We start from the raw sequence: 12,728 nt of genomic DNA on the forward strand, positions 1-12,728 counted from the left end.
AGGTTGAGGTCTTCGGTGGGGGTGGCCAGGGCGGTGAACAGGGTGGCGCCGTGGGCCTCGGTGCTGTAGGTGTGCCCGGTGGGTGTGTTGAACACGATGGCGCCGTCGGGGGTTTGGCGGTCGTTCCAGCCGGGGCAGAAAGTTTTCACCAAATGATGTGTGCGGCAATAGAGTTTGGTGTTCGACGGGTGGGTGGGTCCGGTCGGATAGGGCACGGTGTGGTCGATATCGCAGTACTGTGCGGGCCGGTCGCAGCCGGGGAATCGGCAGGTCAGGTCCCGCCAGGTGATGAATTCCCGCAGCGCGGCCGAGGGGCGATACCCCGCCGCACCGGCAGGGGTCTTGGCGGTGGGCTCGCTGGTATCCGCGGCACCGTTGACCTCGCTGGTGTCGGAGGTGCCGGCGGCCTCACTGGTCTGGGAAGTGTCCGCGGTGCCGTTGGCCTCGCTGGTGTCGTCGTCGCGGGTTGGGGCGTCCCCGGGTACACGCACCGGTTTTCTGGTCGCATTCGCGGCGAGGTCACGCACACTTTGGGCGGGCAGGATGCCGTAGCCGGGCAGGTAGCCGGGGGTGGAACTGTCGCCGTCGAGGGTGGCCTGATCAGCCAGCACGTGCAACACCGCCGCATCGGCAGCAGCCCGCGTGCCTGCTGCCGGGCAGTCCTGCGATCGGCACAGACACGGCAGGTGATCTTGTAGCCGGGCCAACGCCCCGGCGGCATCCGCGCGCCGCTGATCCAGGGTGCGCGGATCGTCGGGGCATACGGTGGCCGCCAGGGCGTCGAGGCGTTGGTCGAGGGCGGCGGCGTCCCCGACGCGCAGATGTCCCCACACCATCGCCATACCGGGGATGGTGCCGGCTTCGACGGTGAAATGCCGGCCCTCATCGACCTGTGGGGGCACCCGTTCACCGTGGGGGTCCAGCCGCGCCACCCATTGATCGATGCGGTCACGCAGTTTGGGTTTGGACAACCGCATCCAGGACGCGGCGCGCGCGGCCAGGGCTTGGTCGACGGCAGCCCAGGCCGACGGGTCCACGGTGTCGGTGCGGTTGATGATTGCCAACACCATCCGCATGTCGATGTCCCCGGCAGCGAACAGGGCGGCGATGTGGGGGAGGCGGTCGCGCAGGACGCGGGCTTGGCGGATCTGTTCGCCGGCGCGGTGGCGGCTGATGTTCAACGCCGCTGAGATTTCGGCGGCAACCGCTTCGAACGGGTCGGTGCGCCAGTACACCGTTTCAGCCAGTTCCCGTTCCCGGCGGGTGTCCAGTTCACCGATGGCTGCCAGGCGGTGGGCGATCGCGCTCGATTCCGCTCGCGCGGCAGCACTCATCGCGTCGATGAGAGCGGCATCAGAATCACTGTCGAACACATGTTCGATTATGCCACTGCGGACTGACACGCGCAGGCATTTCTCAGGACATCGGTGACAGTCGGCCGCGGGCTCACGTCTGACAGCTCGGGCACCAGTACGTCACCCGTTCACCACTCCAGTCTGTCTGGATCAGGCTCCCGCACCGTCGGCAGGGTTCGCCGGCGCGGCCGTACACCCACAGTTGCCGTCCGTTGCGGGTGTCACCGGTCGTGGTGCGGTTCCAGCGGGACCGGTTGAGCCACAGCATGTCCCGGGCTCGCTGTACCACGCGCAACGAGTCGGTGAGGGAGCGGACGGGTGACGTCGGCAGCCGGCCGAACACGAAACACAGTTCGTTGCAGTACACATTGCCGACACCGGCCATCACCCGTTGATCGAGCAGCGCCTGCGCCAGCTGACGGTCCGGGTCGGCGGTGAGATTGGCAGCTGCGGTGCGGGGATCCCAATCCGGGCCGAGCAGGTCCGGCCCCAGGTGTTCCACCGCCGCCAGATCGCTGTCGCGGTCCAGCACTTCCAACACGCCCAGGTCTATGCCGGTGGCTCGGCTGTCCGCGGTCTCCAGCACTGCGCGGATACGGTGCGGTGTGACCCTGGACCAGCCGATCCGCCAGCTGCCCTCCATCTTCAGATGGGAATGGATGCTGGCCGGGCCCACCCGGACGAACAGGTGCTTGCCCCGGCTGAGAACCTCGTCGACGACGTGTCCGCTCAGGTCGACGGTGGCATACCGCGGTACTCGGATGTCGCAGCGCGTCAACGTCTTTCCGGCCAGGGCGTCGCGTAGCGCCGTGGCGGTGTGGAAGACGGTGTCACCTTCAGGCATGGCACCACGAACTTACCGAAGTCGCAGGCCGCGCGGGGTCCGGGAAAATCCGGCCCCGGTCAACGCGTCTTGCACGGCGGCGCGGTCGTCGTCGACACCGGGATCGAGCACGGCGACACCATTGATCCGTTCCACCAACAGTGACGGTATCCGTCGGACGCTCACCAGACCGGCCAGTGCTGCGGCGGCTGCTCGTTGTGTCTCGGTGTCAGAGGTGAAGCTGAGCAGGGTCCGGCCACCGCGTTCCAGGAACCACACCAACTGCCCGTCGACGAGCGCGACCAGGGCTCCGGCCTTGCGGCCCGGCCGGTGAGTGTCGTCGCCGCCGCGCTCGGGCCAAGCCAGCGCTGCCCCGTAGGGGTTGGCCGGGTCGGTCGCCGCGAGTACCACCGCGTGATATTCCGGCCGCTGGGGGTCGACTCCGTCGAGGTACGAACGCAACCGGTCGACCGTCGACGCGGCCGCGAACTGTGCCCCGCCGAGTGATTCGACGAAATAGCCGCGCTGGCAGCGGCCGGCGTCCTCGAATGCACTCAACACCTTGTACAACGTGGCGAACCCGCCGGGCACCCCCTCGGCGGCCGCCGCTCCCTTGGTCAGCACCCCGTGCCGGTTGAGCAGCAACTCCGCCTGGAAATGCGCTCGCACGGTCGAATCCGGTTCGGCCGCAGGCAAAGCCGACCACCGGCCGGACACCAGCGGATCAGCCGCGCGGCTCTGCGGCCGTGCGACGCTGTAGCGGCTGAGCCGCGGCGGGCGTTGACGCTGTCGGTGCGCGGGGGTGCCGGACCGGCGCGGCCCGGACAACATCGCCCGCACCGGCGCGAACGTGTCCCCGGTGACCCAGCCGGACCAGATCAATTCCCACAGCGCCGTTTTCAGCTCAGATTCGGCAACTCCATCGCTGAGTTGACGGAAGAAATACGCCCCGCCGTGCCCCAACGTCTCCATGATCGCCCGGTGGGTATCGGTGAACTCGATCTCGGCGGGGGCGCCCAGGGTAAGCGGCGCGGAGTCGGCCAGGTGGAACGCCACCCAACCGTCGCTGCCACCGATCTGGCCGGCGCCGGACCACATGACCTCGCCGGCGGCCAACAGTTCGTCGAGCATGGCCGGCTGATAGTCGCGGACGCGCTGGCCGAACACCAGTGACTCCACCGCCGACGCCGGGATGAGCGCCCCGGCCAATTGCTCGATCACCGCGGCCAGCCCGTCGATCCCGGAACTGTGAGACGAGCCGACATGCTGCCACGACGGCAGGAACCGCCCGAAGGCTGCGGTGCTGACCGGCTCGACCTGAGCGCGCAGCGCCGCCAGGGAGCGACGGCGCAGGATTCGCAGCACCTCGGCGTCGCACCATTGTTCTCCGACGAGATCGTCGGTGAACTCACCGCGCACCAGTCGGCCGTCAACAGCCATGCGGCCCAACACGTCCGCGGTCACGCGCAGCCCGAGCCCGAAACGCACGGCCACGTCGGTGGTGGTGAACGGGCCGTGGGTGCGGGCGTACCGGCCGATCAGATCCCCGAGCGGATCGTCGACAGACTCGGTGAATGCCGCGGGTACGCCGACCGGCACCGGCGCGCCGACCCCGTCGCGCAACAAGCCGATGTCTTCCACTGCTGCCCACCAGGTCTGCCCGGCATACGTCACCGGCAGTGCACGTTTCGCGGCATGCAGTCCGTCGAGCCACCCACCGATGGTGTCGGTGGTGGCTCGTTCGGCGATCTCGGCCTCGGTCAGCGGACCGAGCAGCCGCAGCAGGTCGGTCACTGCCTCGGCGTCGCGTGCCGCGCGGTCCTCGGTCAGGTGCTGCAGCTGTGCCGACGTCGAGGCGACCACCGCCGGGTCCAGCAGCTCGCGCAGCTCGACCCGGCCCAGCAGCTCCGAGAGCAGCACGGTGTCCAGTGCGAGGGCTGCGGCCCGCCGCTCGGCCAGCGGACTGTCACCCTCGTACATGAAGGCGCCGACGTATCCGAACAGCAGCGAGGCCGCGAACGGTGACGGGGTGGCGGTTTCCACCTCCACCACCCGCAGCCGGCGTTGGGCCACCCGGCGCATCAACTCGGTCAGGGCCGGGACGTCATAGACGTCCTGCAGGCATTCCCGCACCGTCTCCAAGATGATCGGGAAGTCGGGGTACTTGCGGGCGATGTCGAGGAGCTGCGCGGCGCGCTGTCGTTGGTGCCACAACGGTGAACGCTTGCCGGGATGCCGACGGGGCAGCAGCAGGGCCCGCGCCGCGCATTCGCGGAACCGCGACGCGAACAGTGCCGAACCGCCGACCTCTGCGGTGACAATGGGCTCGATCTCGTCGGCGTCGAACACGAACAGGTCGGCGCCAGGAGGGTTTTCGCCGGCCTGATGGACGACGTCGGGCAACCGCACGATGATGCCGTCGTCGGAGGCGGTGGGCTTTTCGTCGATGCCGTAGCGTTCCCGTAGTCGGCGGCCCACGGCCAAAGCCAGCGGCCCGTGCACGCGAAGGCCGTACGGAGAATGCAGGATCACCCGCCAGTCGCCGAGCTCGTCGCGGAAGCGTTCCACCACAAACGTGCTGTCGCTGGGGACGACGCCGGTGGCCTCCCGCTGATCGTGCAACAGCTGATAGAGGTTGTCGGTGGCGAAACCGGCGAAACCCATTGTCTGACAACGTGCATCGAACTCGGCGCGGCTGAGCGCGGCGAGTTCCCCGGTGAAGGCGCCGACCGCGGCGCCCAGCTCGGCGGGTCGGCCCACGCTGTCGCCACGCCAGAACGGCAGCCGGGCGGGCTGACCCGGGGCGGGGATCACCAGAACCCGGTCGTGGGTGATCTCGGTGATCCGCCAGCTGGTGGCGCCCAGGGAGATGACGTCGCCGGGGCGGGATTCGTAGACCATCTCCTCGTCGAGTTCGCCGACCCGGGAGGGCTTTTCGGAGTCGGTGGCCAGGTAGACGGTGAACAGACCGCGATCGGGAATGGCGCCGCCGGAGGTGACCGCCAGACGTTGGGCGCCCGGACGGCCGGTCAGTGTCCCGGTGTCGCGGTCGTACACCAGCCGGGGCCGCAGCTCCGCGAACTCGGTCGACGGGTACTTCCCGGACAACAGGTCCAGGGTGGCTTCGAAGGCGCTACGCGGCAGCGTGGCGAATGGCGCACTGCGGCGCACCGCGTCGAACCAGGCGTCGGCGTTGATCGGCTCCAGTGCCGCGACCGCCACGGTGTGCTGGGCCAGCACGTCGAGTGGATTGGCCGGCACGTGCATGGTCTCGATCTCGCCGGCGCGCATGCGCTGCACCGTCACCGCGCAGCCGATCAGGTCGGTCCGGTGCTTGGGAAACAACACGCCCTGGGAGATCTCGCCGACCTGATGTCCGGCACGCCCGATGCGTTGCAGCCCACTGGCCACCGACGGCGGGGACTCGACCTGGATCACCAGATCGACCGCGCCCATGTCGATGCCCAACTCCAGGCTGGAAGTCGCGACGACGGCGCGCAGCCGACCGCTCTTGAGATCGTCCTCGACCTGGGCGCGCTGCTCCTTGCTGACTGAGCCGTGATGTGCCCGGGCCAGCAGTGGGGGAGCGCCGTTGGCTTGACCGCTGGCCATGAGTTGGGCCGGGGCGCCGCCTCCGACCTGGGGATTGTGGTCCAGCGCGAGCTCGATCCCACACCGCTCGGCGTGGATCTCGTTGAGTCGGGAGGTCAGCCGTTCGGCCAGCCGGCGTGAGTTCGCGAACACGATCGAGGACTGGTGTGCCTCGATCAGGTCGACGATGTTTTCCTCGACATCGGGCCAAATGGATTGGTTGTCGGGCGCGGCCATGTCCGGCACCGGAACCTGGACCGACAGATCGAAGGTCTTGGCGGCCGGCGGCGCGACGATCGTGGTGGGGGCCTGCCCGGACAGGAACCGGGCGACTTCCTCGGGCGGGCGCACTGTCGCCGACAAGCCGATCCGTTGGGCCGGCTTGTCGAGCAACTGGTCGAGCCGCTCCAGCGACAGCGCCAGGTGGGCGCCGCGTTTGGTGGCGGCGACGGCATGCACCTCGTCGACGATCACGGTCCGCACGTTCGCCAACGTCTCGCGGGCGGCCGAGGTCAGCATCAGGAACAGTGATTCCGGCGTGGTGATCAGGATGTCGGGTGGCTTGGTCAGCATCGCGCGGCGTTGGCTGGGCGTGGTGTCCCCGGAACGGACGCCGACGCTGATCGAGGGGGCGGGCACCCCGTGGCGTTCGGCCACTCGGGTGATCCCGGTCAGCGGGGTGCGCAGATTGCGCTCGACGTCGACGGCCAGGGCTTTGAGCGGCGACACGTAGAGCACCGTCGTGCCCGGTCGGGGATCTGGCGGTAACTGGGCCAGCTCGTCGATCGCCCACAGGAATGCCGCCAGGGTCTTGCCCGACCCGGTGGGAGCGATGACCAGGGTGTTGTGCTTCTCGGCGATGGCCGACCACGCCTGGCCCTGGGCTGCCGTCGGCGCCGGGAAGGCAGCCGCGAACCACTCCCGGGTCAGCGCACTGAACCGGGCCAGCGGTTCGACCGGCGCGGTGCTCATCCAGCCATACTGCCGCGCGCCACCGACAAGTGGACGTCAGCGGTGTTCGGGTGCAGCCGCGCGGGCCAGTTCGGCGGGCAACCCCGCGACCCGTCCGAGGGCGTCGAGCAGGGCGTGTGCGCAGGTGTCGGCGACGAAACCGGCGTCGATCGACGGGTCGATGAGCCGTTGCCGGCACATCTCGAAGGTCAGGGCCAGCCAGCCGTAGACGGTGGCCCGCAGATCACGTTCGACCTTGGCGTCCAGCGGTTCGGACACGGCGTCGGCGATCCGGCTCATGATGCGGTCGGCCTGCCGGTCGTTGTCGATGTCGTCGGCGCCGCGCAGCACGGGATCGGTGCGTCCCAGACCCAGGTAGGCGGCCCAGGCGCCGTGCGGGTGTTCCTCGTCGTAGCGCAGATAGGCCAGCACGCCGGCGCGTAGTTGACCGAACAGGCTCTGTCCAGGGTCGGCAGGGGTGCTGGTGGCCTCGAACAACCGCTCCGCCTCAGCGCGCACGACGGCGGCGAAGAACGCACGCTTGTCGGGAAAGTAGTGGTACATCAGGGCTCGCGACACCCCGGCGCGTTCGGCGATCTCGTCGATGCGGACTTCGTCGTACGGCCGTTGCCCGAACACCTCGGCCCCCAGGGCCAACAGCTCGTTGCGTCTGTCGGCGGGGGAGAGCCGGCGTCTCGACTCGGCACCCACGTGGGCAGCGTAACCCGCACCGCTTCGAGCCTTACTTGACGCATGTACAACAAGGCCGGAATCCTGGAGCCATGACCGTCGTGGGGACCCTGCCACATCCACCGCGGCGGGTGCCGTTGCTCGGCGATGTGTTCAGTCTGCAGTCGGACTCGTCGATGCAGTCCGCGACCGGCCTGGCCGAGCTCGGGCCGATCTGCGAATTCACGTTCCTCGGGGCCCGCTACGTGGTGGTAGCCGGTGCCGATGCCGTTGCCGACCTCAACGACGAAAGCCGGTTCTGCAAACACGTCGGTCCCGACATCGAGGCACTGCGTATCGTCGGCGGTGACGGGTTGTTCACCGCCTACAACGACGAACCGAACTGGCTCAAAGCCCATCAACTGCTGATGCCGGCGTTCAGCCAAGCTGCGATGCGCCGCTACCACGCGACGATGTTCGATGTCGCCGGGGAGTTGACCGATCGGTGGGACCGGCAGGCCGACAGCGCGAACACCGTCGACGTCTCGGCCGACACCACCCGGGTCACCCTGGAGACCATCGGGCGCTGCGCGGCCGGCTATTCGTTCGGGTGCTTTCAGTCCGACGAAACCCACCCGTTCGTCACGCACATGGTGTCTGCGCTGCTGGGCGCCGACCGCCTCGGGGTGCTGCGGGAAACCTTCCTGCCCGCCCTCGTCTACCGGCGTTACGAGCGGCGGATCCGCCGCGACGCCCAGTACCTGCACGCCTTGGCCGACGACATCGTCTCCGAGCGCCGATCACGGCCGTCGGGTGATCACGACGACCTGTTGCAGATCATGTTGGAATCCGATCTCGACGCCGAGAACATCCGCTACCAGCTGATCAACTTCTTGATCGCCGGGCATGAAACCACCTCGGGCGCGTTGTCATTCGCGCTGTACTTCCTGTCCCGGCATCCAGAGGTGTTCACCCGCGCCCGTGCCGAGGTCGACGAGGTGTGGGGCGACGAACCGCGGCCGGGGTACGAAAAGATCGCGAGACTGCGGTATATCCGGCGGGTCCTCGACGAGTCGCTGCGACTGCAGCCGACCGTGCCGGCGTACTACCGCGCGGCCCGCGAGGACACCGTGCTCGCCGGAATCTTGCCGATGCGCAAGGGCGACTGGGCATTGGCGCTCACCTCGACGTTGCACCGCGACCCCCGGTGGGGGCCCGACCCCGAGGCGTTCGACCCGGACCGCTTCTGTCCCGACCAGATGCGGTCGCGCCCCGGCGGGCTGTACAAGCCGTTCGGCACCGGCGAAAGATCATGTATCGGAAGGCAGTTCGCGCTGCACGAGGCGGTACTGCTACTGGCCGTGCTGATCCGGCGATACGATCTGGTCGCCGATCCTGGCTACCGGTTGCAGGTTCAGGAGCGGCTGACGATGATGCCGACCGGCTTCCGGTTGGGCCTGCGCCGCCGCTGATTCTGCCGCGGCAGGCGTGAAAGCACCCGATTCGGGGTACGGTCCTCGTGGACAGACCGAATCGTTGACAGGTCCGCGTATGGAATGGTTCAACGCAGACGAATACTGGCTGGCCCGCCAGGTGTTGCAGCGGGGGACGGCCGCGATCTACTTGATCGCGTTCATCGCGGCTGCCCGCCAGTTCCGCGGCCTGCTCGGCACCCGCGGTCTGCTACCGATACCTCGACTCCTGGCCGCCAACTCGTTTCGGCAGGCGCCGAGCCTGTTCCATTTCCACTATTCGGACCGGTTCTTCGCCGCGGTGTGTGTGGTCGGAGCGTTGCTCTCGGCCGCCCTGCTCGCCGGGTTCGGAGACCTCGTGCCGTTGTGGGGCGCCATGCTGATCTGGCTGACGGTGTGGGCGCTGTACCTGTCGATCGTCAACGTCGGGCAGACGTGGTATTCGTTCGGTTGGGAATCGCTTCTGCTGGAGGCCGGGTTCCTGATGACGTTCTTGGGCAACGATGACGTCGCACCCCCACTGCTGGTGATATGGCTGGCCCGTTGGCTGTTGTTCCGCGTCGAGTTCGGCGCCGGCCTGATCAAACTGCGCGGGGATCCGTGCTGGCGCAACCTGACCTGTCTGTACTACCACCACGAGACCCAACCCATGCCCGGGCCGTTGAGTTGGTTCTTCCATCACCTGCCCAAGCCCCTGCACCGAATCGAGGTGGCCGGCAATCACTTTGCCCAACTCGTCGTGCCGTTCGCGCTGTTCGCCCCGCAGCCGGTGGCGACTGTGGCGGCCGCCATCGTGATCATCACGCAACTGTGGCTGGTGATCTCGGGCAACTTCGCCTGGCTGAACTGGATCACGATCGTCCTGGCGTTCAGTGCGGTGTCGGCGACACCGCACCAATTCGGCCCGACCCCAGCGTGGTTCGTCGTCGTGGTGATCGCGTTCGCTGTGGCGGTGGCGGGTCTGAGTATCCGGCCGGCGCGCAATCTCATCTCGAAGCGACAGCGAATGAACGCCTCCTACGACCGCTATCACCTGGTGAACTCCTATGGGGCGTTCGGCACGGTCGGACGCACCCGCGACGAGATCGTGTTGGAGGGTACGACGGATTCCGAGTTGAGCGACCACACGGTGTGGCAGGAATACGAGTTCAAGGGCAAACCCGGCGATGTCCGACGATGCCCGCGCCAGTTCGCCCCGTACCACCTGAGATTGGACTGGTTGATGTGGTTCGCGGCGATCTCACCGGCATACGCCCAAGGCTGGCTGCGGACATTGCTGGTCCGACTGCTGGAGAACGACCGCCACATCCTGAAACTCTTGCGCTACAACCCGTTCGTCGACCAGCCGCCCCGCTACGTGCGCGCGGTGCTGTACCGGTATGAGTTCAGTTCCTGGACCGAACTGCGTCGCGATCATGTCTGGTGGCGGCGCATCTCGCTCGGGGTCTATGTTCCGCCGCAGTCGTTGCCGTCGGCGGGGCGCTCATCGGCCGGCGCGCAGTGAGCGCTGGTAACGGCGCATCCCGGCGATCCACCGGTCGTAATCGGAGCCCTTGTGGCGGTACATGTCGAGGACCTGTGGGTGCGGGAGTACCAGGAACCGGTCGGATTGCACGGCTTCGACGGTGGCGGCGGCGACCTGTTGTGCGCTGATCACCTCGCCGGACCCCACGATCGACGCCGCGCCGGCCGCGACGTCAGGATCCGTGGCCCCGCGCACCGCGTCGAGCAGCGGGGTGTCCACTCCCAGCGGGCACACACAGCTGACCCCGATGCCGTCATCGCCGTACGTGATGGCGAGCCATTCGGCGAATCCGACCGCAGCGTGTTTGGTCACGGCATACCCGGCCGCCCCGATCTGGGACAGCAGACCGGCCGCGGAGGCGACCGACACGAAATAGCCACCGCCGCGTGACAGCCATTGCGGCACAAGCACTTGGGCCGCGCGGACATGGGCTCGCAGATTGACGTCGAGAATGGTGTCCCAATCTTCGTCGGTGGCCAGGCCGGGCGTCCCGATGACCCCGGCGTTGGCGACGTAGATGTCGACCGGGCCGAGCGGCGTGGAGCTCAGCGCTTCGATGTCGGCCGCGGCGCCGGCGTCGGCCCGGACGCCGAGCGCCTCGCCGCCGGCCGAACGAATCTGCGCGGCGGTCTGTTCGGCCGCCTCGCCGTCGAGATCGGCGGCCACCAGGCGGGCGCCGGCGGCGGCGAATGCTTCGGCCAGGGCACGCCCGATGCCGGATCCGGCGCCGGTGACGACGGCCAGCTTTCCGTTGAGGTCCATGCGCACTTCCTATCCGAAATGCACGCCCTGAGCCAGCGGCAACTCCGAGGAGTAGTTGACGGTGTTGGTGGCCCGGCGCATGTACGCCTTCCAGGCGTCCGAGCCGGACTCCCGTCCGCCGCCGGTATGTTTCTCCCCGCCGAACGCGCCGCCGATTTCGGCGCCCGAGGTCCCGATGTTGACATTGGCGATACCGCAGTCGGATCCGTCGGCGGCCAGGAACCGTTCGGACTCCCGGATGTCGGTGGTGAAGATCGACGACGAAAGCCCCTGCGGCACCGCGTTGTTGAGGGCGATCGCGTCGTCGAACTCGTCGTAGGTCAGTACGTAGAGGATCGGGGCGAAGGTCTCGGTGTGCACGACGGCAGTCTGCGCGGGCATCCGGACCACCGCGGGGGCGACGTAGAACGCACCCTCGTCACCCAAATCGTGGCGTTTCCCACCGAACACCTCGCCCCCATCGGCTTGGGCCTGCTCCAACGCTCCCACCATGTCGCGATAGGCGCGGGTGTGGATGAGTGGCCCGACCAGGGTGCCCTCGGCGCTCGGGTCACCGATCGGCAGACTGCGATACGCCGCAACGATCCGCGAGACCACCTCGTCGGCGATCGAAGAGTGCACGATCAACCGGCGCAGCGTCGTGCACCGCTGCCCGGCGGTACCCGCGGCCGAGAACACGATGGCGCGCACCGCGAGGTCCAGATCGGCCGACGGTGTCACGATCGCGGCGTTGTTGCCGCCCAATTCCAGTAGCACCTTGCCGAACCGGGCTGCGACGCGCGGGCCCACCTGCTGTCCCATTCGCACCGATCCCGTGGCGCTCACCAGTGCCACCCGGGGATCGTCGACGAGCCGCTCGCCGAGTTCATGGCCACCGAGGATCAGCCGGCAGACCGAGCCTGGCACACCCACTTCGGTAGCGGCGCGTTCGACCAGGGCCTGGCAGGCGATCGCGGTGAGCGGGGTCAGCTCGGAGGGCTTCCACACCACGGTGTCACCACAGACCAGGGCGATCGCGGTGTTCCACGACCACACCGCGACCGGGAAATTGAACGCGGTGATCACCCCGACCACGCCCAGTGGGTGCCAGGTCTCCATCAACCGGTGACCGGGCCGCTCGGAAGCGATGGTGCGGCCGTACAACTGCCGCGACAGGCCGACGGCGAACTGACAGATGTCGATCATCTCCTGCACCTCGCCGAGTGCCTCGGAGGTGATCTTGCCCGCCTCGACCGTCACGAGGGTCGCCAGCTCGGCCTTGTGCTCGACGAGCAACTCACCCAGGCGGGCCACCAATGCGCCGCGCACCGGCGCCGGCGTGGTGCGCCAGGTCGAGAATGCCTGTGCGGCAGCGTCTATCGCGGTGTCGACGTCGTCCACGCCGTGTTCGGCAACGGTGAACAGCACGTCTCCGCTGATCGGTGTGCTGGCGGGAAGGCCGTCGCCGGCGGCGGTCGGTTCACCCAGCTCTGCCCGCGCACCGACGGCATCGAGGGCGTGCCGTACCCGTTGCCGCAACTCCTCGGCAGTGGGGAGATCGGTCCGTTCGGTGGTGGTCATGGTGTGCCTTTCTGGGGCCT

The 12,728-nt window shown here is 68.2% G+C and carries 8 protein-coding genes; 2 read left to right on the forward strand and 6 right to left on the reverse strand.

Annotated features, from left to right (window positions below; translation table 11 throughout):
- From A5740_RS28055 to A5740_RS18790, 4 genes are all read right to left on the reverse strand, one after another.
- Positions 1 to 1,373: HNH endonuclease signature motif containing protein (locus A5740_RS28055; RefSeq protein WP_254849249.1), on the reverse strand; the 1,373-nt coding region annotated here is incomplete at its 3' end.
- Between the two features lie 73 nt (positions 1,374 to 1,446).
- On the reverse strand, positions 1,447 to 2,199 hold the full coding sequence (nei2, locus tag A5740_RS18780; protein ID WP_076196461.1) for an endonuclease VIII Nei2: 753 nt from the start codon (positions 2,197 to 2,199) through the stop codon (positions 1,447 to 1,449).
- Positions 2,200 to 2,211: 12 nt separating this feature from the next.
- Positions 2,212 to 6,741, reverse strand: a complete 4,530-nt coding sequence (locus A5740_RS18785) for an ATP-dependent helicase (RefSeq protein WP_076196462.1) — start codon at positions 6,739 to 6,741, stop codon at positions 2,212 to 2,214.
- Positions 6,742 to 6,777: 36 nt separating this feature from the next.
- Positions 6,778 to 7,431 (reverse strand): TetR/AcrR family transcriptional regulator, encoded by a 654-nt coding sequence (locus A5740_RS18790; RefSeq protein ID WP_076196463.1) that lies wholly within the window; start codon positions 7,429 to 7,431, stop codon positions 6,778 to 6,780.
- A gap of 71 nt (positions 7,432 to 7,502) precedes the next feature.
- Here A5740_RS18790 and A5740_RS18795 point away from each other — a divergent pair, with 71 nt between their 5' ends.
- Together A5740_RS18795 and A5740_RS18800 are read left to right on the forward strand one after the other, a co-directional pair.
- A complete protein-coding gene (locus A5740_RS18795; RefSeq protein ID WP_076196464.1) occupies positions 7,503 to 8,861 on the forward strand; it encodes a cytochrome P450 in 1,359 nt (452 codons plus the stop codon).
- 79 nt (positions 8,862 to 8,940) lie between these two features.
- On the forward strand, positions 8,941 to 10,365 hold the full coding sequence (locus tag A5740_RS18800) for a lipase maturation factor family protein (RefSeq protein WP_076196465.1): 1,425 nt from the start codon (positions 8,941 to 8,943) through the stop codon (positions 10,363 to 10,365).
- Here the strand turns inward: A5740_RS18800 and A5740_RS18805 are convergent.
- Together A5740_RS18805 and A5740_RS18810 are read right to left on the reverse strand one after the other, a co-directional pair.
- Positions 10,345 to 11,148, reverse strand: coding sequence for an SDR family NAD(P)-dependent oxidoreductase (locus A5740_RS18805; RefSeq protein WP_076196466.1), 804 nt, complete (start codon positions 11,146 to 11,148; stop codon positions 10,345 to 10,347). The two genes, A5740_RS18800 and A5740_RS18805, sit on opposite strands and share 21 nt — an antisense overlap.
- Before the next feature lie 9 nt (positions 11,149 to 11,157).
- Positions 11,158 to 12,708: an aldehyde dehydrogenase family protein gene (locus tag A5740_RS18810; protein WP_076196467.1), complete on the reverse strand. Its 1,551-nt coding sequence runs from the start codon at positions 12,706 to 12,708 to the stop codon at positions 11,158 to 11,160.
- Positions 12,709 to 12,728 lie beyond the last annotated feature (20 nt).

The organism is Mycobacterium sp. GA-1841, assembly GCF_001954135.1.
Classification (GTDB): domain Bacteria; phylum Actinomycetota; class Actinomycetes; order Mycobacteriales; family Mycobacteriaceae; genus Mycobacterium.

Bases quoted from the DNA above. Each gene is read 5' to 3' on its own strand.
- A5740_RS18800 (WP_076196465.1), top strand. From the start codon at position 8,941: ATGGAATGGTTCAACGCAGACGAATACTGGCTGGCCCGCCAGGTGTTG.
- A5740_RS18795 (WP_076196464.1), top strand. From the start codon at position 7,503: ATGACCGTCGTGGGGACCCTGCCACATCCACCGCGGCGGGTGCCGTTG.
- A5740_RS18785 (WP_076196462.1), bottom strand. From the start codon at position 6,741: ATGAGCACCGCGCCGGTCGAACCGCTGGCCCGGTTCAGTGCGCTGACC.
- A5740_RS18810 (WP_076196467.1), bottom strand. From the start codon at position 12,708: ATGACCACCACCGAACGGACCGATCTCCCCACTGCCGAGGAGTTGCGG.
- nei2 (WP_076196461.1), bottom strand. From the start codon at position 2,199: ATGCCTGAAGGTGACACCGTCTTCCACACCGCCACGGCGCTACGCGAC.
- A5740_RS18805 (WP_076196466.1), bottom strand. From the start codon at position 11,148: ATGGACCTCAACGGAAAGCTGGCCGTCGTCACCGGCGCCGGATCCGGC.